This is a genomic window from Pantoea stewartii subsp. stewartii, from assembly GCF_008801695.1.
In the GTDB taxonomy this organism is placed as follows: domain Bacteria; phylum Pseudomonadota; class Gammaproteobacteria; order Enterobacterales; family Enterobacteriaceae; genus Pantoea; species Pantoea stewartii.
The window spans coordinates 1-21,683 of sequence record NZ_VZPF01000083.1; the positions used below are offsets into that span (position 1 = coordinate 1).

General features: G+C 44.8%; 28 protein-coding genes and 2 pseudogenes. 15 read left to right on the forward strand and 15 right to left on the reverse strand.

The features are described 5' to 3' along the window. Positions 1-149, forward strand: a pseudogene (locus F7Q90_RS20490) (IS630 family transposase); the annotation flags it as partial. A gap of 11 nt (positions 150-160) precedes the next feature. Here the strand turns inward: F7Q90_RS20490 and F7Q90_RS20495 are convergent. Genes F7Q90_RS20495 through F7Q90_RS20520 form a run of 6 tightly spaced genes read right to left on the reverse strand, consistent with a single transcriptional unit; the run spans position 161 to position 3,963 of the window. Then, positions 161-1,945, reverse strand: coding sequence for a VirB4 family type IV secretion system protein (locus tag F7Q90_RS20495; RefSeq protein ID WP_006122564.1), 1,785 nt, complete (start codon positions 1,943-1,945; stop codon positions 161-163). Beyond that, entirely contained in the window at positions 1,872-2,267 is a 396-nt protein-coding gene (locus tag F7Q90_RS20500; protein ID WP_071988839.1) for a hypothetical protein, read from the reverse strand. The genes F7Q90_RS20495 and F7Q90_RS20500 overlap by 74 nt, the downstream gene beginning before the upstream one ends. Before the next feature lie 17 nt (positions 2,268-2,284). Further along, positions 2,285-2,617, reverse strand: a complete 333-nt coding sequence (locus F7Q90_RS20505; RefSeq protein WP_044243865.1) for a TrbC/VirB2 family protein — start codon at positions 2,615-2,617, stop codon at positions 2,285-2,287. Further along, a complete protein-coding gene (locus tag F7Q90_RS20510; RefSeq protein WP_044243863.1) occupies positions 2,604-3,260 on the reverse strand; it encodes a lytic transglycosylase domain-containing protein in 657 nt (218 codons plus the stop codon). Before F7Q90_RS20510 ends, F7Q90_RS20505 begins: the two co-directional genes overlap by 14 nt. A 5-nt stretch (positions 3,261-3,265) precedes the next feature. Continuing rightward, positions 3,266-3,466, reverse strand: a complete 201-nt coding sequence (locus tag F7Q90_RS20515) for a hypothetical protein (protein ID WP_006122563.1) — start codon at positions 3,464-3,466, stop codon at positions 3,266-3,268. Positions 3,467-3,468: 2 nt separating this feature from the next. Further along, the gene (locus F7Q90_RS20520; protein ID WP_044243860.1) at positions 3,469-3,963 is read right to left on the reverse strand and encodes a transcription termination/antitermination NusG family protein; all 495 of its coding nucleotides are present in this window, start codon (positions 3,961-3,963) and stop codon (positions 3,469-3,471) included. Between the two features lie 312 nt (positions 3,964-4,275). Between F7Q90_RS20520 and F7Q90_RS27935 the strand changes: the two genes are divergently transcribed. Then, the gene (locus F7Q90_RS27935; RefSeq protein ID WP_044243858.1) at positions 4,276-4,668 is read left to right on the forward strand and encodes a helix-turn-helix domain-containing protein; all 393 of its coding nucleotides are present in this window, start codon (positions 4,276-4,278) and stop codon (positions 4,666-4,668) included. Between the two features lie 184 nt (positions 4,669-4,852). Then, positions 4,853-5,182, forward strand: a complete 330-nt coding sequence (locus F7Q90_RS20530) for a transcriptional regulator (protein WP_006122561.1) — start codon at positions 4,853-4,855, stop codon at positions 5,180-5,182. Between the two features lie 117 nt (positions 5,183-5,299). On the opposite strand, the gene dinQ is transcribed toward F7Q90_RS20530, so the two are convergent. After that, complete coding sequence (dinQ, locus tag F7Q90_RS20535; RefSeq protein WP_080577543.1) at positions 5,300-5,383, reverse strand: damage-inducible type I toxin DinQ; 84 nt, start codon at positions 5,381-5,383, stop codon at positions 5,300-5,302. 463 nt (positions 5,384-5,846) lie between these two features. Between dinQ and F7Q90_RS20540 the strand changes: the two genes are divergently transcribed. Both F7Q90_RS20540 and F7Q90_RS20545 read left to right on the forward strand, forming a co-directional pair. Continuing rightward, positions 5,847-7,040 (forward strand): hypothetical protein, encoded by a 1,194-nt coding sequence (locus tag F7Q90_RS20540; RefSeq protein ID WP_006122559.1) that lies wholly within the window; start codon positions 5,847-5,849, stop codon positions 7,038-7,040. A 110-nt stretch (positions 7,041-7,150) separates the two neighbouring features. After that, positions 7,151-7,780 carry a DUF2913 family protein gene (locus F7Q90_RS20545; RefSeq protein ID WP_044243855.1) on the forward strand — a complete coding sequence of 210 codons (630 nt, stop codon included), beginning with the start codon at positions 7,151-7,153 and terminating at the stop codon, positions 7,778-7,780. A gap of 387 nt (positions 7,781-8,167) precedes the next feature. On the opposite strand, the gene tnpA is transcribed toward F7Q90_RS20545, so the two are convergent. Together tnpA and F7Q90_RS20560 are read right to left on the reverse strand one after the other, a co-directional pair. Continuing rightward, entirely contained in the window at positions 8,168-8,614 is a 447-nt protein-coding gene (tnpA, locus tag F7Q90_RS20555) for an IS200/IS605 family transposase (RefSeq protein WP_044243850.1), read from the reverse strand. A gap of 5 nt (positions 8,615-8,619) precedes the next feature. Then, complete coding sequence (locus tag F7Q90_RS20560; RefSeq protein WP_006122558.1) at positions 8,620-9,669, reverse strand: DNA adenine methylase; 1,050 nt, start codon at positions 9,667-9,669, stop codon at positions 8,620-8,622. Between the two features lie 104 nt (positions 9,670-9,773). On the opposite strand from F7Q90_RS20560, the gene F7Q90_RS20565 reads away from it, so the two are divergent. The 6 genes from F7Q90_RS20565 (at position 9,774) to F7Q90_RS20590 (ending at position 13,088) form a co-directional block, all read left to right on the forward strand. Next, the gene (locus F7Q90_RS20565) at positions 9,774-10,010 is read left to right on the forward strand and encodes a hypothetical protein (protein WP_141119432.1); all 237 of its coding nucleotides are present in this window, start codon (positions 9,774-9,776) and stop codon (positions 10,008-10,010) included. A 19-nt stretch (positions 10,011-10,029) separates the two neighbouring features. Further along, the gene (locus tag F7Q90_RS20570) at positions 10,030-10,296 is read left to right on the forward strand and encodes a hypothetical protein (RefSeq protein WP_044243876.1); all 267 of its coding nucleotides are present in this window, start codon (positions 10,030-10,032) and stop codon (positions 10,294-10,296) included. 499 nt (positions 10,297-10,795) lie between these two features. Then, positions 10,796-11,548, forward strand: coding sequence for a tyrosine-type recombinase/integrase (locus F7Q90_RS20575; protein WP_006122556.1), 753 nt, complete (start codon positions 10,796-10,798; stop codon positions 11,546-11,548). A gap of 125 nt (positions 11,549-11,673) precedes the next feature. Next, on the forward strand, positions 11,674-12,339 hold the full coding sequence (locus tag F7Q90_RS20580; protein WP_006122555.1) for a division plane positioning ATPase MipZ: 666 nt from the start codon (positions 11,674-11,676) through the stop codon (positions 12,337-12,339). Positions 12,340-12,376: 37 nt separating this feature from the next. After that, entirely contained in the window at positions 12,377-12,697 is a 321-nt protein-coding gene (locus tag F7Q90_RS20585; RefSeq protein ID WP_006122554.1) for a hypothetical protein, read from the forward strand. Between the two features lie 109 nt (positions 12,698-12,806). Then, positions 12,807-13,088: a hypothetical protein gene (locus F7Q90_RS20590; RefSeq protein ID WP_006122553.1), complete on the forward strand. Its 282-nt coding sequence runs from the start codon at positions 12,807-12,809 to the stop codon at positions 13,086-13,088. Between the two features lie 42 nt (positions 13,089-13,130). Here F7Q90_RS20590 and F7Q90_RS20595 read toward each other — a convergent pair whose 3' ends face one another. Continuing rightward, a complete protein-coding gene (locus F7Q90_RS20595; RefSeq protein ID WP_006122552.1) occupies positions 13,131-13,361 on the reverse strand; it encodes a hypothetical protein in 231 nt (76 codons plus the stop codon). Positions 13,362-13,575: 214 nt separating this feature from the next. On the opposite strand from F7Q90_RS20595, the gene F7Q90_RS20600 reads away from it, so the two are divergent. Then, complete coding sequence (locus tag F7Q90_RS20600) at positions 13,576-13,848, forward strand: hypothetical protein (RefSeq protein WP_006122551.1); 273 nt, start codon at positions 13,576-13,578, stop codon at positions 13,846-13,848. A gap of 962 nt (positions 13,849-14,810) precedes the next feature. On the opposite strand, the gene repA is transcribed toward F7Q90_RS20600, so the two are convergent. The 4 genes from repA to F7Q90_RS20620 form a co-directional block, all read right to left on the reverse strand. After that, positions 14,811-15,752, reverse strand: coding sequence for a plasmid replication initiator RepA (gene repA, locus F7Q90_RS20605; RefSeq protein ID WP_006122550.1), 942 nt, complete (start codon positions 15,750-15,752; stop codon positions 14,811-14,813). 380 nt (positions 15,753-16,132) lie between these two features. Then, positions 16,133-16,342, reverse strand: a complete 210-nt coding sequence (locus F7Q90_RS20610; RefSeq protein ID WP_006122549.1) for a type II toxin-antitoxin system Phd/YefM family antitoxin — start codon at positions 16,340-16,342, stop codon at positions 16,133-16,135. Positions 16,343-16,476: 134 nt separating this feature from the next. After that, complete coding sequence (locus F7Q90_RS20615; protein WP_241210092.1) at positions 16,477-19,428, reverse strand: LPD7 domain-containing protein; 2,952 nt, start codon at positions 19,426-19,428, stop codon at positions 16,477-16,479. A 22-nt stretch (positions 19,429-19,450) separates the two neighbouring features. Beyond that, positions 19,451-19,792, reverse strand: a complete 342-nt coding sequence (locus F7Q90_RS20620) for a plasmid mobilization protein (protein WP_006122547.1) — start codon at positions 19,790-19,792, stop codon at positions 19,451-19,453. A gap of 310 nt (positions 19,793-20,102) precedes the next feature. Between F7Q90_RS20620 and F7Q90_RS20625 the strand changes: the two genes are divergently transcribed. Genes F7Q90_RS20625 through F7Q90_RS20635 form a run of 3 tightly spaced genes read left to right on the forward strand, consistent with a single transcriptional unit; the run spans position 20,103 to position 21,524 of the window. Beyond that, on the forward strand, positions 20,103-20,579 hold the full coding sequence (locus F7Q90_RS20625) for a hypothetical protein (RefSeq protein ID WP_006122546.1): 477 nt from the start codon (positions 20,103-20,105) through the stop codon (positions 20,577-20,579). A 15-nt stretch (positions 20,580-20,594) separates the two neighbouring features. Continuing rightward, a complete protein-coding gene (stbB, locus tag F7Q90_RS20630; protein ID WP_241210091.1) occupies positions 20,595-21,290 on the forward strand; it encodes a StbB family protein in 696 nt (231 codons plus the stop codon). 39 nt (positions 21,291-21,329) lie between these two features. Beyond that, positions 21,330-21,524: a hypothetical protein gene (locus tag F7Q90_RS20635; RefSeq protein ID WP_170283818.1), complete on the forward strand. Its 195-nt coding sequence runs from the start codon at positions 21,330-21,332 to the stop codon at positions 21,522-21,524. A gap of 11 nt (positions 21,525-21,535) precedes the next feature. Here F7Q90_RS20635 and F7Q90_RS20640 read toward each other — a convergent pair. Then, positions 21,536-21,683, reverse strand: a pseudogene (locus F7Q90_RS20640) (IS630 family transposase); the annotation flags it as partial.

Sequence of the window (21,683 nt, forward strand, 5' to 3'; positions counted from 1 at the left end):
ATGTCGAACGGTTGTGGCAGGCGCTTCATGAGACAATAACCCGAAATCACCAGTGCAGTTCAATGTGGCAACTGTTGAAAAAGGTCCATCACTTTATGAATACCGTCAGCCCATTCCCCGGGGGAAAACATGGGCTGGCTAAAGTGTAGCGGTATTAGGATCAGTTATTTAGTCTTCGATACTGCTTAGGATCAAATAAATTTACAGGCGCATCACATACCCATGCATAACGACCCGTTGAACCATCGGGGCATACACGACACCATTTCTTTAGTCGAACATGGAGGCAATTTTCATCTTCTGTTTCTGCTATATTCTGCAACAAAAGAGACATTCCCCTGTTCTCAACGACTGAATGCGCCAGTACAGCCTCAATAGAATGTTTTATTTGGTTCTCTTCAGCATCAGAGCACACGCCAGCCATCGTATGAACCATATCAAAAAGCTGGTTTCGCAATTCTGGTGAGTCTTCAAGCTGAAACAAATTAATGCCAGTTGAAACACCAGGTTTTATCACAAAGTATTGTGTAGATAATGCTCTGAGCAGATTTTCAAATGAATGATTGTAGTCAAGACAAAAAATAAGTGGATTCCAGCGACTGGCAAATACCAGCAATTCTGCTTCAAGCGTTGTTTTACCTGAACCAGTTTTCCCTACCGTTGATATATGTCCCGGTAAACGCTCACCAGTATTATTCTTCCCGACAGGGCTGTTATGCGCATTGAAGAAATAGAGTGAATCATTTGCTGAACGAAATGGCATCCACGCCTTACCATCACCAGGTGGATTACCATCCGCTTTCCCGGCTGGCGATGCATGGAGTGAAAAACCACAGGCAAGGTTCTCAGTCGATTTCGGCACCGGATACAGCGCAATCGTGCAACCAGGGAACAGAGAATAGTACGTATCTTCGTTCGTTACCGTCGAGCGGATAAAGCGCGTGTCTTTTGCTGTGAATATGGAGTCCATCATCGCGCCATTATCAATAGCTTTTTGTGGCGTGTCCCCATAGACCATAAGCGCGGCGTGGTAACGGCCAAAGAGCTTATCCCCCTGGGTGATATCCTGAACAGCATCATCGAGCGCTTTCGTCTGCTTCGTTTCCCCCTCTGCTGAAGTCAGGTCCACGGCCTGTTTTGTAAAGCTGGCCTTTGACTTGTTGCGATCTTCAAACATAAAGGTCTGCACCAGTGAAAAATCAAACTGTTCTTCCAGTGCCTCATCCCACATGCCGGGAACGGTTTTTGACGGATAATCCCGGAGATCATAGGTTGTGGCATATCTTACTCCGCCTGAATTTGGCCTGTTCTCCACATAATCATAAGGCGCAAAGTTTGTCACACTGTCAATTACTGCATCGCTGAGCCGGGTATCAGAAAGTAAAATATCCTGTTCCTTGCCATTAATAAGCAGGGATACATAGCGCCCTACCTGAGAGAAGACAGAACCGGCTGCATCCTCCTCGACCCCAAGAATGGAAGGTTCAAACGCACTCAGCATTTTTTCAACCATAATCAGGATTTCATTCATCCGGCTAATACCTTCATCCAGATCCCGGTATTTCAGGATAAAAGCCATCGCATAGCCTATCTGCCTGTATTTTCCCTTACGGTAAGGTGCAGTAAGGGTATCGACAAAATCCTGTAATACAGGCAGTTCGATATGATAGTCAGCGTCCAGTGAAATTGATGATTTGGTTGTCCATGTCTGAATCATGAGATTCTTCCCTTCTTTTTTACCAAGTGAGAGAAGGAATCTGTTTTCATTTTTAAAAAGTTTATTTAATTCAGGCTTTTCTTTTGTTGCATAAGAAACGCCTTTAAATCTCACGATACTAATTAAACGCTGACCGGAAACAGTCACCATATTTTCATGGACGTGATAATTCATCCACGGAACTCTTGTTTCCGGTGAGATACCTTTTTTGCGCAATCCGCCTGCCATAGAATTGATTCCATCGTGGGTTATACGGTGTAATTAATAAAGAACGACCGAATATCATATTCCTTATATACCGCCTTAACATAAAGCGAAAACGTGTAAGGAAGCGGCTGTCAGACTCACAAACAATTCTGACAACCACAAATAAGATCATCGGGACAATTATTGCGATTAAGCCGTACCAGCCAAAAAGCACACAACAGATACCTGTCAGCACTATGCCAAAAACCAGTATCCCAAGAATAACAAACTGAGGAACCCCCTGATATGATGCCGTTCGCCCCATCGCATTATAACTGTCAAATACATATTCATCTTCTTCCATAGAGTATTCCCTCTGAATCAGGATGAAGTTCCGAACACCTGCCACAAAGCAGTGAAGAACACAACAGCCCCCCCAATCCAGATTGCCATACTTAAATCAGTGATATAATCCCAGAACGTTTTGTCGTGATTTCCTGACATGCGAGAAATAGCCAGCCGTATACCAGACACAATCACACAGCAAAGAACAATAGTACCTGCAAGAGCGTAAAGGCCGATTTGAATATTTTTAGCATATTGATTTAGCGTATCCAGCCAGCCTGTGTCACCTGCTGCCAGTGCATACGGTGAACATGCCAGCATTAGTAATGCCAGCGCATAATGCCTTTTTAATCTGTTAGCCTTTAACATTTGTTTCTTCCTCTTCATTTTTATCAGCGATAGCTGGTTTACTTTGCTTTTGTTTAAAATATCTTGGATATTGCTGTAAAACGTCCCATTCATCATATATAGGTCTTTCATGCGGTTCATATCGTGAAGCGGGTTCGCTCACAGCTGAATCATCAAGCGCCGGGACTTTAACCGCTGCTGAATTTGCCGCAACGATTCTTTCAACATAACTTGTACCGTTATTTTCCTTTTTAAATCCTCTGGTATAATTCCCGCTGTAATAACACGAGAATGATTTCTTTAATGCATGTTGTTCTGACTCACTGGTTTTTAGTGCGCGGGAATAACAATCTTTAAGTATGTTCGCCCCCATTTTTAAATTCATACAGGGTGAAAAAACTGATTCAACATCTTTGATATCGAAATACTGCCGATTGATCTGTGCAAGACCAATACTGAAGTTAGCATTTTCTTTAGCAAGTTGTTTAACAGCTATCAAAGCTTCTTCTTTCGTTTGTGGCTGTCGATTGAGTGGTTTACCTACGACACCAATAGCCCAGGGATTAAAACCTGACTCTGTTTTAACTATACGACTGAGTGTATCGGGAGCAATATCCGGGGCGCACTGTATCGCCAGCGCAAGAAACGTCGCTGTAGATATCATAAGTTTTATCCATTATTAAGAATGTCGTCTTTTGCCTGCTCTCCGTGGTTTTCAATTAAATAACGGACAAATGCAGACGCAGCCATAACCTTACCCTGCTTATATCCAATCTCGGTTACGATCTCTTCCAGTTTTTGCCGTGGCCCCGGAGAGACATAAATATTATTGGAATATTTTTTTTGCTGCCTGTTAGAGTTGCTTGCCATTTTTACTCCGTCGTTAATCGTTTTTGTTTTGAAATCATAGAAAACATAAGTTCAATACGCTCAGAGGCCTCTTTGGCGTTAAAGATCTTCTCTATTTTTTTCAGAACGTCTGTGGGGATATTCAACCGATCATCGGTAAGGTGTTCAGTACCCAGGCTTACCGTTGGAAGGTTATGGTGTATCAGTTTCATTGCATTAACCTCTTCCTGTTGTATGGTTGCAATCTGGTTTCCAAAGCGCACAAAATCCATCGCGCCAGGCATTCTCTTTATTGCAGTGGTATGGATCTGAGCCGGATTAAATCTGACGAAGATATATCCGGAAAATGCGGGATAATTAATCAGTCTGTAACTGTTTTTCTTGTCTCTGCGGCGGCGGCGCTCAAGAATGAGGGGACAACACGTTTTGATACCAGCTTCTGATAAATTCTGAAGCGTAGTCCTCCATGTATTCTCCCGGCAACGCAAAAGATACCAGGCATCAGACCATTGCTGCATGATGGCCTCCTTCTCCAGTAAGTAACGAAAAATCAATAGCTAGCGCACTGCATCATCCCCCTGAACAGTACGTTTTTAGTATATTTAAGAATGCTAATACTCTAATTTTGATGTTTGAGTGAGTTTTAGTCTAATTGTTTTGATAGATCAATTCCCATAGTATTGATCGGTTTAAACGATCAAACCTATCAATCAGAGCTGCCGATTAGTGGTGTTAATTTTATTAGAAATACAGCAACTTATTAAATAAACTATATAAAATAAAAACATTAACATGCTTAAACTTCATCGTTACTTTGATGGAGATACAGCATGATCGGTAAACGCCTCAAAACAGCCCGTAAAGCGGCGAAAATGACCCAGACAGAACTTGCTACCCGTGCAGGTATAGACGAGCTTACAGCAAGCAGAATCTCCCACTACGAAACCGATACCCACAGCCCTAACTTTCAGCAAGCCTGCCGTTTTGCGGAGGTTCTTGGCGTTCCAGAATGCTACCTATACTGCCGTGATGATGTACTCGCGGAGCAACTTCTGGCTATTCATAAACGTCATAAAAGATTCAGATTCAATCCGGGTGAAATCAGCGAACTGGAAAGAGCGGAAGTACAATTACAGGCCGCCGCACAAACCATCCATTCTTTGTTAAATCGGCGCATGGACATCCTTATCAGTGAGGATCTCCCTTCTTCCATGAAACCATGACATGTGAAAACCTTGTCATGTATGTCCCTAATTTTCTGAATATAATTAATCCTACTACTTTGTGGTTATGCTGGTAAATTGATTTAAATCAAACTTTTGGCTACGGTTCCATATATGCACCAGAGAGCCGTTTCTTGGGCAATTTTCTGCAAAATATTGCACCACAACCCAAGAGGTCATACCAGTGAACGTACCAATCCATCCGGCAGTTAAGGTTCTCAAGGACGAAATTATCAGATCCCGGCACAGCTATAACAAAATAGCTGCTGCCACCCATATTTCTTCACAGCGGCTAAAAAATATCATGACAGGCAGAGCAGATATAACACTCCGGGAGCGCGACATTCTTTGCGAGTACCTTGATATTTCACCAATCTTTGTCGTAATGAGGAGAAATGACATTCAGGAACGGCTGGATTTTCTGGACCTGAGAGGGCTACCCGAAGCGATGAAGAAAAGCCTCATCATTTTGCATCATGAGATCTGCCAGCTTGCAGCAACTCTGAAGAATTAATTTGCTGGCATATCCAGGCACCGGCAGCAGGCGCCAGCCCTAAAAATGCTGGCAGACATCAGATATGTTAAAGGCCGGGAAGTGGTTTACCCCCCGGCCTTAATTACGTTTCCGTTATCAGCTCAGTAACTGAAGCAGATAGCGGATCAGTTCCAGCAGCGCTATTAACGCTCCGAGAACGATGATTGCTTTATCAATCATCCGGTTACTCCATAAATGGAGTGAGAACACCGCTATTTACTCATATTCTGCCTGTCACAGCGGCTTATCTCCGATGTTAGACAGAGGTTGTTCCACTCCAGCCAGAGCACCAGATCCGGCACCACCCGTAACCCAGCCAGGACTTAAACTTGTTCATACCGCCATGCGGTTTGCCGAAGGAGGAACAATCTATTGCTAACGGCCTGATTATACTCACTATCAGCAAAAATTGCATTCAGCTATTGAAGAGCGTAGTATTAAATTGTTAGACAGAGGCTGTTCCATTCCGGCCAGAGTCACCAGCTCCGGACCAGAAAGTAAAAAACCCGATTACCAGTCGGGTTTTTTTACGTCTCAACTTCAACATCAATCCCTTCTCCCGCTCTTCTTTCTTTTCGGTATAGCCCAGGCAATATGTTAAAATATCAATACTTAAAGGAAGGTTACAGAGAGCAAATCTATAATGGATGATGTTATAAAATTTATCAGTAAGTGGCTGGGCTGGGGTCTTGCAACATTCGCTGCTGCGGTAGTCTCTTTGTTTTTGTTCTGGGCTTCTTTTCTCGCCCTTTTTGGTACATTACACGACGACAACAATAATGAAGAAGAATTCCACAACCGTTACTCCGGCACAACACATGTAAGTTCTGCGTATGACGGGCAATATCTCACCCACCGTTTGATAAAAATGGACCTGGATTACGGCATAACCACGCAAGAAACCATGCGTAACGCCCTGAGCAACGTCAGTCAGTACCTGAAAAGCGTCAACGCTACATGTTCCTGGCAAAATACAGATGAAGGAACTGCGGCTTATGTAGCCTGCGCTAACGAACGTCTTCATGACAATTTCTATTACACGCCAAGCGTGGAAGTATCCAATAACTATGCCATTCATCGTTCTGACTGCGACACCAACACATATCTGATGATCGATGCAATGAGAATGAAAGGTATGGAAGGTTATATTGTTTACGCCCCCGGCCATGCATTTCTGGCATGGAAGGACAGCTTCGGTAATTATAACTATCAGGAAACCACATCATACAATAATAAAGGGAAACCAGCCGATTTAAGTATTGACTGGTATACTAAAACAATAGATAAAAGCTACTATACGCCTGTTAATGCTCAAATGGCAGAGCAGATATATAACGCCCTTATCTATGATAAATCAAAAGGTCGTGTAAACATCGACACCCTGTACAGTAAAAATAAAGAAAACGCATTTATCGCTGACTGGTATTTTTATGCAAGAGACAAGCAACATAAAACAAAAAAGTCAGATGCACAACTTATGCTGTCGTTACTTCACACGGACTTTACATCAACTGATAAAAAAATGGCTGTACTTCATTACCTGATGAGAAATAATCAGAAGGATAAAGCATTAGTTATGCTGGATAATATTCCTGCTGAAAAATGCGGCAGGGAGTGTTTTGCAGCCGGAGCGGAGCTGGGACAGTTAAGATTCGTTATTTTCAAGAAACCTTTTTTCATTTATGACGACTATCTCAGTAACCATGCATTAAGTGGAAAAGTTAAGTCATTTCGTAACGGAATTATCCTTTTTATAATGGCGCTACTACTGGCAGCTGGCACATTGATTGTTTCAGCACTGAACTTTAAAAAAATCAAATCCACTGGAAAGGTGTAATTCCTGCAACAAGGCCCGGTTGCCGACCCTGCGAAAAATCGGTTCTGCACCCGCGCCTGAATTCCATGTTAATCTTTCCCTGATCAATCCAGTACTGTAATGGAGCTTTTTTGACTGCTTTACTCACCAAACGCCCCGATAGCGAACTTGCGCACCTGGCCTGGTGCATCCTTGTTGCCGTCAGTCTTGCACGACGGGAGGGCAAAGCGCGTTCTTCACTGGCAACGCATATGTTCATCATGCAGTGGCTGTCCACGGCCCAGAAACGCAAGCTGTTCCCGAAAACACTGGCACAGGACATAATCTGGCTACAGAACGAAGGTAAGCGATACGGCCCGGATGCGCGGCTGTACAGCAAGATAGAATACGTCTGGCTGGCAAGTTCAGGCAGACTTGCCAGTCAGAGTACACTTTTCCGATTTACCTGCATGATAGACACCCTCCGCACGATGGGATGGCAGGATCATCTTTTGTCTGATGATGAATGGGACATCGACTGGAGTACGGGAACTGAAATCTCAGCAATTTACACCCAAAAATCCCGTCTCCACTCCTCTTTCTCAGAGAAAGGGGAGCTGATAACGCCAATGGAAATCCGCCTTACCGGGGATATCAGCGGTCTGCCTCCTCTGCTGGAACAATGCTGTCTCAGGACGGACACGTTACCATCTACCCCCGGATATTCTTCCCTTCATCTGCTGCCGGATGTGCCGAATACCACTTCAGATCACAAAATTTAAAACGCTGAAAAGTGCATTATTTGCACTTTTTAAGTATGATATGGAGTAGGCATTGAAAGTAAGGTCGCTGGCATATGACAGGATTCGAACTGCGTATCTGGAGACGTGGGTACAACTGGACACAGGAGCGGGCAGCAGAAGAATTAGGTGTATGCCTGCGTACGTACAAAACGTATGAGAAGACCGCGCCGCCTAAAACAGTTATCCTGGCTACCCGTGGTCTGGACGCATTATTGGTTAAGGAAATCAGCGATGTATAAAACAGTTAAAAAAAATCGCCTCCCCCTGCTGGTTATAGTTGCCAGTACAACTGCTTCAGCAACGGGAATACCGCTAATCAATGCAGGTGAACCCAATAAACAACCCCGCCGCGAGCAGCGGGGTATTTTAAAGCAAAGTGATTTGATGGTTCGAGTGCAACGTTTTGTACTCTTTCCCTTGATTTTTTACATACCTGCCAATCATATTTTCATCACCATGCTTACCTACAGTGCTTGCGAAGTATCCATCAGTCCAGAATTCACCTCCCCACAATATCTTTTTCACTTCTGGACACCTTTTGAAGATTTCACGTGCCGTGATACTTTTTATTAGTGTAACTATTTTCGTGACGCTGTATGTAGGGACTGACTGAATCAGAAAATGGACATGATTACGATCGGTGCCAATTTCCAAAAATCTTATTTGGTAATTTATTTCAAGTCCGGTACATACATCTTTTAAAACTGCTTGGACTTTTGAGTCAAAAAAAGACCGCCGATATTTAGCAGGTAAAACAATATGATAAAGTAAAACTGTAACGTTATGACTTTTATGAAGATATATGCTTTTCACAATAACTAAACATCTTCAAATAAATATGAATACCTTCTTGAAATCTGCACTCTGGATATACCAGTTATTCTTGCCACCTCTGCTTTACTTACTTTTTTGCCTATTCGCTTCAATGTAGTGATGGTTTCAGTAATCTTATTTTCACTCTCCGATGTGCGTAATTCGTGAACTCTGTAAGCAGCTGCCTGCCGCTTTGTCAGATTTTCATCTGTCGCTATTCGAATAACCGGTTCACAGGTGGGTAAAGGTGAAATCCAGAGACATTCTGTACGCTTCGTTCTCGTTTGACTTGAACGGGCTGAAACCTCAATTTCCACCCGTTTCCATCCGGCCTGTTCAAGCGGACTGTAGACGTTATGCGCATAACCTGAAAGCACACTCATCCCCTTGAGTTGTAGCATAACTTCAACCATCCGGGCATGATCGGCCAGAGTCATTTCATGTTCATAACCTCCGCTGACCCTTGTTTCTGGTACGTAAGGCGGATCGAGATAGAAGAGCGTCCCTGTACGATCATAACGGGACAGCACATCTTCCCAGGGTAAATTTTCAATCTGGGTTCGCCTGATTCGGTGAGTAACATCAATGAGCCTGTCCACTCCTGCGTGAAATTTACGGACGCTGGCGCTGTATCCAGCTGCCGGTGCATCTATGCAGTATGACCATTGTTTCCCGAAACCTCCGTGAGACTGTCTCTGAATAACTATCATGAGTCTGGCCAGTTCGATTTCATCTCGTTCTTCCTCAACAGAGGAACGTGCCAGCTGAAATTCTTCACGACTGTAGGGCGTTAACTGTAACCGTCGCACAAGTTCTCGGGTCTTATCCTTGTCGGAAAGAACGCGAAATAACGATGCCATTTTTTTGTTCAGATCGTTATAGACTTCAACTTTTGACGGCCGCTTACCGAGTAATACAGCTCCAGAACCTCCAAAAACATCTACAAATGTCTGATGTTTAGGGAAATGAGACACAATTTTTTTTACCAGTTGCGATTTGGAACCAAACCACGTTACTGGAGGCGAAACTACATCATGCTGCTGTAAGTTAGACATAATCTTGACCACAACCATATGATACACATTTACTAAAAATGTAGCATATGGTTGTGAGGACAAGCAAACTTTATCGCCGCAAGCGGCGGGGAATTAGACCCGAAGTGATTAAAGTATCTGAAACCAGTGGCTTTCGTTGTGGCGCTGATGGTAATAGCTATATTTTTAATAACGATAAGTTGCAGCCTCTTGTTTATTCAGATGTAGCCGTAGCCTGCCATGATGATAATCTCTGGTATAAAGGGCGCTCATTAAGTTTTATGGACATTGTAAGTTTAGACGCCAAAGAATTTTCAGCCGCCAGAGAAAAATATGGGGTAAATAATGATGGATTCAAATGATGCAGAGAAAGAAATGGCTATGAAAACTGGTCAGGGTATTAATACAGTTCGCATTAATGGCGAAATAAAGCACATTTCTGATTTAGATCCAGTCACACTTAGCATGGAATGGACAAAGCTGAAAAATGAAAATAACGAGCTTTACCGATGCATCAGAGAAGCTAATTCTGGCTGGCGGGGGGTAATTCTCCGGCTGATTGGCGTTCGCCTCCCGGATGGCAGGACAGTTGTCATTGGTGGCAAAAATGCTAGGGGCGAGTCCGTTTATCCCTCAGATACCCGATAAGCCGCCCCGGCGGTTTTCTCCTGCCGTTCGCCCGGATTCGGTTTTACGGGTGCTTTACCGAACCGCGCCCCCAGCCCTCGTCCGTTCAGATTTTCTGACCAACTTTTATTTTCGGCTCGTTTTACTAAGTGGCTGTTTTTACTGATTTCAGGTTCGCCCCCGATGCCGCTGCAGGACGCTGGCCAGCTGCTGCCGGCGACGCGACCGCAAGCGGATTCATTCAGCTTCACTGAAGAAGATTTTCCCCCGCAGACGTCGCCGCTGCGTCACGCGCCAGTGCTACAATGGCGCGGCCCGGACCGGACAGGGAGCCGATTAATCAGGGGTGGTTGTTCCCGCCCTGCCCTTGTCCGGGTAATCTGCTTTTATCCCGAAAATGGAAGTTTCCCCGAATGACCGATCACCTTTAAGCCGGGTTTTTCTCCGCGACGTGCCGCGCCCTCTCCCCTATCATTACGTTAAAACGATAACGTAACGCCTGAGCGCGGAGATTAAAAAATTGATCACTCATCCCGCCGAACTGAGCCAGATTTCACGCAGCGCGATCGGCCGCATCGCCACCCCCCGGATTGATTTTGAAATGGCGCTGGCCGTTCGCCAGCTGGCGAGCCGACAGGCCGGGAAACCGAAATACCTGCTGGAGCCGGAAATTACCGTCCTGCTGGCACAGGGATTTACCGATCTGCGTAAGCGGATGTTCTTTGATCTGCTGTGGAATACCGGCGCGAGGCTGAGTGAAGCGCTGGCCCTCACCCCGGAGGATGTTCACACCGGGGAGCGCTGGCCGTCGCGCCCGTTCGTGTCGCTCATGACGCTCAAGCAGCAGGGCAAGCCGGGGCGACCACCAAAGGACACGCTGCGCGACGTGCCGCTGTTTGACGAGGGATTCACGCTGCGGCTGCGCGATCACCTGGACACGTTCTGTAGGTTCAGGACAAAACGCATATGGCCTGTAACAGACGACACGATCCGTAACTGGCTTCGTGACGCTGTAACGCGCTGTGAGCGTGAGGGTGTGCGGTTCTCAATCCCCGTCACTCCGCATACCTTCCGGCACAGCTTCTCCATGCATCTGCTCTGGTGCGGTATTGAGCCACTGACGCTGAAGAAACTGCTGGGACACCGGGATTTCAAGAGCACACAAATCTATCTTGACGTACTGGCTCTGGAAGCAGAGGTAGCCGGACGCTACGCCGTGCGGTTCGGCATGGATCGGGAGGAAGCGGCGGCGCTGCTGAACACAAAAAAATAATCGTGTGTAACGTTATACACTATTTACAACTATGAGAATAATGCGCTATAACTGTACCAGAAGGTGCGAAAGAATTCGCACAGATGATAACGGTGTATAATGTTATACATTATTAGTGAGGCACTATGATTATTCTCGTTGGCAGTCATAAAGGCGGTGTGGGTAAATCCACTATTTATATTCATATCCTGATGTGTCTGATCCTGAAGAGCGGTAAACGTGTTGCTGCGCTTGAGTGCGACGACCAGCACAGCGTGAAAGACTGGCTGGACGAGCGCCGATCACAGGGAACCGTTCCGGATGTGGACTACTATGAGTGCTATCATGACATCCCGGCAATGGCACGTAAGCTGGACAAAAAATATGACTTCGTGCTGCTTGATGCTCCGGGACGCCGTTCACCAGAGTTCAGCAAATGCCTGGCCGTGGCCGATTTGTTTATCTCGCTCCTTGACCCCTCCTCCCAGATTGAGATCAATACGCTGGGCCTGGTTGTTGCCGATGTTCGCCAGTACCAGGCATCGGTAAACAAAGGGCTGAAAGCCGTGCTGGTCATGAACCGCTGCGATACGCATCCGGCAGATGAAGACGCCTCTAATTTCAGGCGGGACATCGAGGCCGATCAGGAGAACTGGCTCCCGGTAGCCCGGCAGCGGCTCTATCAGCGCAAACCATACAAACGGGCCTACAACGAGGGATTATCGGTACATGAATATAATGACCGTCGCGGGAATCTGGCGCGGGGTGAGATTGAGCTGCTGCTTCGTGAGCTGGAACTGTTAGCCGCATAATTAATAGTGTATAACGATATACACTATAAGGGGAGTTATGAGTAAACGCACCACAAAACTGAAAATCAGCCCGGCGCTGCAAAATATCGACGAGAATAAAACGCTGCGGGAGCTGGTCAGTGAAACCAGCCATCGTCCGGCATCAGGCAGTGTGATCACCAGGGTGAATTTTCCGCTACTGGAAGAGGACATAGCCAGGCTTGACCAGTACAGCGAAGAAAATCACGCCATGCGTATCAGCGTTGTCCGGGCGGGGCTTAAGGCACTGGATATGATGGGGGAGGAACAGCGGGCAGATCTGATCCGTGAAGCAGAGTTTAACCGGCCAAGAACCGGGCGAAAGCCTGTAAAAAAATAACGATATACAACGTTATACACTAATTATGAATGGTAAGCAGAAAGCCGCCAAAACTTTGTATATCATGGGCAATTAGCAGCCCACTCCAACAGAAAAAGGATAGCTGAAAATGCGAACAGTTTTTCCTGTCAAATACTACAAAGATGAAGGATTTGTTGAGCGCAAAATTGAGCTTGACGATAATGACCTACAACAAATTATTCAGGACTGGCTCATTGATAATGCCGATTTTGAATTTGACGAAATGGAAGTCGTTAATCTGCGGCCTATGAATATTTGGCTTCATGCTAAATGTCGCAAGTATCTTGACCCCGACGAACCAGAACACGAGCAATGGGAAGATGCAGAGGTTCAGGTATCAGGCTCCTATGACGGAAATCCAACACAATGACTGATCTTAATGGTGGTACTTTTTAGGGAAATGCGGGCAGAGTCAATCCAGCCAGTGCGTATTTCTGGCCCCCAACCGGCGAGCCAGCCGTTTAATCTCACCAATACCATACATTTTCAGCGATGGCGGGCGTTTGTTCGCCAATAGCGCGCAGTCATAAGCTGTATTCCAGGCTTTCCCGCGTTCAGCGCGTAGTACTGTCAGTGCATCAATAAGCAGGGTTATTTCTTCATCATCCAGTCCCCTTATCGGTTCTTTATTTAGCTTGCTCATGATGACTCCCCCTCCTTTTCTACATTGAAATTCATTGTATAACGTTACACACTAATATCATTAGTAGTCAGTCTGCTGCTGTCAGGTTAAACATAAATTGGTGTATAACATTATACACCAATTAAACAAGAGGCTTTCTCGGCCTTTGTTTGATCTTCAATCGTCATTGCTGACAGGGTAGACTTTATCCGGAAAATTTTCCGGAGGTATAAGAATGATTACGTTAAACGCAGAACAACACCAGCAGGCTAAGTTAATACATGACTATGCCAATAGCTTTCCTGTATCAGTTATCGGTGACGAACAGCTGTTACAGGGGTGCTACGATTATATGGATGCTTTCAAACAGGTGATGGACAGCTCATCCAAGATCCAGATGGACTACATCTGTCAGCAGTACAGTGGATTTTTTCGTTTTGCCCGGATAATGGAACTGGTGGCCCAGGGGATCGCTGACGGTCTTGTTAAAGTACCGAAAGACCATTGACAGGTTAGGTTCTGCGCCGGAACCGTCGACATTTCCGAAACTTACGATTATATCAACCGACACTTTTTGCTGTCAGAATTAAACTGGCCGTCTGGCCCGGACTGGAAGAAACGACAGCAAAATGAAGTCGCCGGTCGCAGCTGAAGCCCAAAAAATGCTGGCATATCTGTTTTTCATGCGCGAAGCGCATAGAAGGCGGCACACCGTAACTGAAATAAGGTACAGGATGCAAACCGCCGGGCCTTGCTCCCCTGAACGGGGATGATGCACCCACTACCACCGTATCTGACCAGAGCCACCACAGCACGTTTACGCACGCTGCTGTGTGGTCACTGCCCCGCCCGCCTCCCTGCAAAGCCATAACGGGCTTACAGCGATGTTTACTGCTGAGTTAAGGCCGAAGCCCCGGTGAGCGGTCAGAATGGCGCTGTGCGACGTTCTGAGCGTGATTTCCGGGGTCTTAACGGCTGTGACCAGCGGGAGCAGACGTTTAGAGGCTTAATTGCATATTTTGTGACTGATTTTTGCCCGCTTTGGCGGGTGCTAACTTTTGAGCGTAGCGATTTCCGAACCGACGCGAGCGTAGCTCGCTGTAAGGGCGGGCATTATCCCCGTTTTCCACAGGAAAGCGGGACTGAATTAGATTCATTCTTTAATTGAATATTTAAAAAGGGCAAAGGCGCGTAAGCGTTCGCTGGTGAGAAAGAGCACAGGGCTTCCACGAGATTAAGAAAAATTTGCGGATAACACTTCCAGTCATTGCGGGTAAAAAGTCCTCTATATTTGCGGATATTTGTGCATAACTACTGTGACATGACCAGTTAGCTTCATTAGTGGGGTTTTCGCCGGTGAAAAGTGTCTTAACTGCAGGCTTTATTGATGGCTTTTTAGTCTGTTTTTAAACGCGGGGAAGCACAAAAACCGCCAGCGGCGGTAGAGGGAAAAGTGGGGGGAAAGTTAAGTTAGCCTGGCGGCTCAGCGTCAAAGTTGAGCTTGATCTGCCGCAGATAATGATAGACCAGCAACTCGAAATCATCCGGCGTCATACCAGAGACTTCCGGCCGCGTGTTGATCAACCAGGCTGCAATCTGGAACTGCCGGTCATCGAGCTGGGTGGAACGCGCAATTCTGGAAAGACGCTTCTGTTCTGTCGCTCTCTCGCGGCGAACCTTCAGGGCCTGCGCCACTTTCTCGTCAGAAAAGCGCTGTCGGGCCGCTTTTACGGACATCACTTCGCCAGGAGCAAGAATCCCCTCAGCCATCGCGCGCAGACGTTCATCACGCTCTTTATACAGCAGATCGAGATTGACCTGGAGGAGCCTGAAGAACTGCTCTGTTAAAGTGACATGGCGCGGGAGGTAGGTTTTTGTGTACGGGTCCAGGCGGCGCATGTATGGCTCGATAAGACCGTAATTTTCTAGCAGATCGAGTGCGCGGCAAATGCGGGAAGCCGTGACCTCTTCACCAGGTATTACCTCGCCCCGGGAGTCTTTTGGGCTTAAAGACTTGCATATCTGTGAACTATTGAGGGCGACGTTAAACGTGGCAAGATCGCAGCCGCTAACCAGCAGAACGGCCAGTGCATCGAGGAGATACTGACGTTCCGGTCTGAAATCACGCTCACGGCCAGCATTCGTGCGCATATGCACGAAATACGGATGCCTCGAGAAACGGCGTTTCTGAGCACGATGATACCCGTCCCGAAGTACTTTCGGGAGCTGGTTAAAGGTCGCAGGTCGAAGGTATTTGGGATCAGCACACTTACATGCTGTCGAGTGTGTTCCACGACGACGTCGAGTACGTTTCTGAGAAACAACAGCATAATCAAGCACTTCATTCAGATTTGCTGAGTCGTACTCTGACCAATCGAAATAGGTAGAATCGGAAAAAGTTCCGCTATTCACACCCGTCCGCACTTATGCCGGTGCAAGGGGGTTGTATGTGATTATACATTTGCTATAATCCTTCACAGGCACGCCGCCTGCTTTTGGCCCCCTGAATATCTGAATGTTCCGGCAAGTTCATTGACAGATTTCAGGGGGTTTTTGCATTCAGGGGTTAGGCATTTGCCTGTTCCCCCATCCCTAGACGCTATTACCGGGAACGTCCCACCCGTAAGAATTCGTAAACCAGCGTAATCTAGCACGATCCATCAAGCGGATCAATTCAGCTATGATAAGGCTGTACTTCTAACTACTTGTTTTAACGCTATTAGTCTCACTTTTAATGAGGTTCATGATCATTAAACATAATGAAAGGATCAACCAAAGATCCTTTTCTTCAATTAGTTACTAACTGCTTTAAGCTTACTTTTTGCGTCTTCAAGCTCTTGCAGCAACTCGCCATATTCCTTTGCTGGGATGCAGTAAAATACTGGTTCATTGTTACTCAGGATGGCAATCGCCTCACCATTCCCGGCCTTCACATACTCAACAGGTCTTCTTCTGAAGTCAGTAATACTAACTGAGCTGCGACTAAGTATTGTTTGAAGCATGTGTGCGATTCCTTACGTTACGGCGAACAGCATTTAGCTTAATCACAAAAACACGCCTTATCAAGTGCATAATTCCCATCATGATATTGATCACAAAAAAAAGGCCAGGTTTCCCCGGCCTTACGAAAGCATATCTATGCCATTTCTGGCCCATCAAAATCCCTGTTACGGCTCGCTTTTGGCCCTTCAGCTTTCTGGGTTCCCTGAACTTTTTCCACCAGGAGTTTGTAGAACTCATCCCCCTTAACGCCAGGATTGGCTTTTTTCATCTCTCTCTCAAGTCGAGCAAAACTTGTACCCGCTGGTTGAGTCTGCTGCCACTTTATGTATTCATCCCGATAGTGAATATTTTCTCTAACCGGCATCTTCTCAGTCGCCAGATGGGTTTTATCAATATCGGAAGTGGCCGCTTTTTTAGATCCTGGGGAAGCAGATTTTGACAGACTGGTTGCCTGCCAAATGTTACGAACAGCTTCACGGGTGGAATACTGACCATGCTCATCCCGGACCCGGACCTGAACAGGTTTTGACTCTTTCAGATCCAGTGCAATTTCCTGACCTCTCCGGAACCCCTTGAGGGCATCTTTCAGACCAACTCCCCACTGTGTCGATTCCTGACCTTCTTTATCTTTGAGAACAACATAGTAGCTATCGCTGTTACCTTCCTTATGAAGGTATGGTGCGGCTCCGTGCTTGATAATTTTACCTTCAAGATGATTAACCGAGCGGTATAACGGCTCATCATCAATATTCCCTGAGCCACCAGGAACGGACCGCTCTTCTTCCTTAGCAACCTCGCTATTTTCCCGGCTGATAGTGCGGTCAGCGCCTTCAATGGTAAATGCCGTTCCACTGCTGCGTGACTGCTGTTCTCTGGCTTTCAGCAGCTCTGCACGACGAAGTTCAAGAGCTTCATTCATTTTTTTGTCGGTGAAATGGATATCCAGCCCTTTTTCAGCGACAACGCTCACAACCATATCTTTGAACTTCTGTGAACCTTTGATATTGAGAGTGCTGCCGAACCGCCCCTGAGCCAGCTCCAGCGCTACGGCCACACTGTCACTACTCAGGCCATTTTTCCGCATTGTAATCAGCTTGCCCGTATCGACAAACAGTGTTTTATCACTGGTTTTGTCGAGATAATGAACATGGCCTTTACGGGTTCGCTTTGTGTATAAATTGCTGGCGTCGAGGTGTTTTTCAACGACTTTCCTCGACTCTTCCGCTACTTTCGAATAGTTAACAGGGTTACGCAGTTTATCGATCACTCGCGCAAAACGGCCTTTCGCTTCCTGCTTTTCTTCCAGCTCCGGACCGCTGATAGTAAACCCAGCGGGTTTATTATCATCATTCCTGAGCATATCCCGTATTTCTTTACTCCCCATGTTATATTCCTCATTTTTATTCAAGACGGCATCTTTCCTTTTCAGTCGCTCAAAATGCATGACTGAAATCAGTTGGTTTTTCTCTTCATAGCTGAATCGCTTATCGCCAAGTACCTCCCTCCGGATGTCATAGAAGTCACGATCTATTGTTTTGAGTATCTTGCTGACGTTTTGGCTTACTGGTTGCTCACTTAAGCGGCGGATAAGCCAGGCCGACAGGGACGATGTATTTACGTTTGCATTAATAGATTTCTGAAAGGGAACAACCGCTTGCTTGCCAGTAATAGAACCAGCAGGAAAAAGGGCATCCCCCCTACGTTTAATATCAGTCAGCGTAGGAATACGATTTTTCATACGTGGAATGACAGGGTAGGGTGTCAGCTGTAATTTCCGCTTTCGTAGTCGCTTTCCATACTTTGATCCGGCCATGAGCTGTCGGGCTGAATCTCTTCGGTTTGGCTGCCCTGACTGATTAGTGACAGGAACGCTTCTTCCTCCTCTTCCTCCGTCTGATATAGCGCGTCGCAGTCCAGAATTTCCGTGGGTTTGCTGGTCTGCCATGTGTAAACGTGCATTACCCGACAATAAGCTTTTATCTCCTTGCCCTCGCCGTGAACCTGCCACATAGCCATTGGACAGGTCTTGCAGGCTATGGGTAGGTGGGGGAGCACTTCCTCTTTCAGCTTGAGTAAAACCTCGCTGACTATTTCCCTTCCGTTCACCTCGTATGCCATTAGAACCTCTATATTTTTCGTAAAATTTATTTACACAGCCATTTAGCAAGTCTGATTTAGTTTTATCATCGGATTCATAGTATTTATGCCTGAACCTTTCCGAAGATATCTTATCAATATATTTAATTTCAGCAGACCGTCGCTCCCATTCAGAAAACCGCCTATTGATAATATTTTGTTCAAGCGGGGGCAGGGCAGCCTTTCTGTTTACAATAAACTCATCACTGAAAATCGTTTCTTTCATATTGGTAAATTTCTTATCACCATCGAGTTTAACCGCAATATATTCATTTTCCTTGCCAGCATTCCTTATTTTCGTTTCTCCATATTCAGCGACCAAATTATAAAAGGATTGACGTGTCCTTATCCCTTTTTCTTGAATCCGCTGAAGTATTTTAAGTTTAAATTCTTTATTCTTAGCTCGGAATTCATCCCCTTTATAACGAGATAACATGTCCGCATATCCTGTAGGTGTCATACGCATGTTTTCTCGCGGGGATTCCAGAACATATTTTTGGTTTATGAACTCCTGAAAAGCCTCAAGGTATTTTTCATTTTGCTTATAACTTCCTACAGGATTCATTTCATTACCGGAAAGTAAATTCTTTCTGGGTATAACAATATGAATATGTGGTTTTCTATCAACAGATTCACCAGTCTTACGGTCTTCCATTGTTTTAATTTTTGGAATGTGTGCTTCAGCATAGAAGTTATATTCTTCAGATGTATACGACTTCATCAGGAATGATTTAAATTCCTGTGTAATTTCGGATAGTTTCTCCTCATCAATCTGTTCTTCCTTAAAAGACAGAGTAAAGGTCAGATAACGATCTTGTCCTTTATCTGGAATGCTTTTATAAATCATTTCGGTTAGATCGAGATTACCATCAAGAATGATACGTTCATCAAGCTCATCGCGTGTTAACTCTCGACCAGACTTTCGACCTTCCTCCAGATATTCTTTCACTCCGGAATTATACCCTTTACATCTAATCAGCATCTTCCACCGCCTTTTTCATAAGCGCTTCGATATTGAGGAGGGCATTCAAAAATAACGTATATTTTCTATCGGATATAGTACCATTTTTATGAGCAACATTAACCTTTAACGCAAGTTGATTTATATTATTGCTGGACTTATTAAAGAGGTATAATAATTGGCGGGTATCTTTTACCTCAATATTTATTGAGCCTTGCTTATCCAATACCAGTTTTCTGAAAAATGCTGAACGGCTGAGTTTGGATTCTTTTATTTGCTTTTCAAATGGCGAAAACTCGTCAGGAGTAATACGCAACGAAACAACAATTTCTTTCTTCTGTTTAGCAGCCATAGTGACCTACCTGAACTGGTGACGATGTTCCCGCCATGCGGGGTTTCAAAGGGGTATCCCCTTTGGCACGCGACTGTATGCAAAGGCCGCCAGGCATTTGTATACAGTCGGTAACGTGCCTCTGTTTAGAGTCGTGCATGACTCAAGCAACACACTTACTAACACATAAAAGCACACAAACATTCAGATTTGCTGCTTGACAACACCTTAAATCGCACACAGAATAGAACACGCACCCCAACATCGCACACATGTTTGCACACATAATCAAACTATGAGAAGGTAAGGGGGTGATAAGGAGGCAGCAATAATGACAATCGATACTTTTCTGTATGGACTCTGCGAAGCCATAAAAAATAAGACGACAAAATCTAAGCAAACAGCTTTTGATTTGTTTTACTCTCATATAATTGAGGCTAAAAAATATTACTCATGGGAACAAATTGCAGATTACATAAACAACTCAACAGGCAATAACGTAGCCGCTTCAGCATATAGAAATATGTTGACAAGAACGAAAAACAAAAAACATCTTATGGAAGATGATACTTCAAATACTAATCCAGTAAATAAAAATCATGTCAGTTATGAAGACGAAGAAAACAAATCAATGCCGATAAAAAACGCTGATGATATGAATAGTTATCTTAGTGTATGCTTCAACAATGAGAGACTTGCTAGAAGAGCTATCGAAGGCGGTGTTAGCATTGAGCAGATAAAAGAATGGCAGTGTCCAAATTCGATAAGACTTGGAACTACACTATCAAATCACTTACAAAACAAATAAGGATATCCCATGTACATGAAAATAGCAGTATTAAATAACAGTGGAAATGTTGGAAAATCCACAATTTGCCAGACACTCTTAAAGCCACGGTTAGAAAACTCTGAAATAATTAGAGTTGAAACTATAAACTCAGACGGAACTAGTGATGAGAAAGTATCCGCAAGAGAGTTTGACGAGATTTTAAAACGTATTGATGATGCGGAATGCACAATCATTGATGTCGGCTCATCTAACATCGAACAATTTATGGTTCAAATGCTTGAGTTTAAAGGGAGTCATGAGTTAATAGACTACTTTTTAATCCCTGTAACGACTCAAGACAAGCAACAACGTGATTCAATAAACACTATTAACAATCTGCTAGATAGTGGAATTGAAATGGAACGTATCAAAATCATCCTGAATCAAGCAGAGAAAGACTTAGAGATAAAAAAACAATATTCGATTTTCATGAACAACAAGCAATGTAAGAAAATCACTGGTGATAATCCTGCAATAGTCTACTACAATAATATATTTAACATTCTAACTAAATCAGGCTTACGGTACGATGATATATATAATGACGACCGAGACTTCCGGAGTTTAATCCGATCTGCTGAATCTAAAGAAACAAGACAAGAGCTTTCAAACTTGCGCACTGTGAAAATGTTGATGAATGGATTCAATTCAGACCTTGATATTGCTTTTAAAAATTTAGATATAGCATAATACTTGGCGGGTCAAACCCGCCACAAAAGGAGAATATCAATGAGCATTTCAGAAGAATTTAAAGATCAAAAAGTAAAGGAACTACTTGAAGACTACATTGCACTTGATAAAGAAATAAAATCGATACCTGAGAAAATAAATACGGAACTTACATCACTAAGAGAGACCATTTCCTCCCTGCCCGAAAACATTGAGATTAGCATTGTAAAATTAGCTAATGCGCTAAATAACTGATCCTAATACCGCTACACTTTAGCCAGCCCATGTTTCCCCCGGGGAATGGGCTGACGGTATTCATAAAGTGATGGACCTTTTTCAACAGTTGCCACATTGAACTGCACTGGTGATTTCGGGTTATTGTCTCATGAAGCGCCTGCCACAACCGTTCGACAT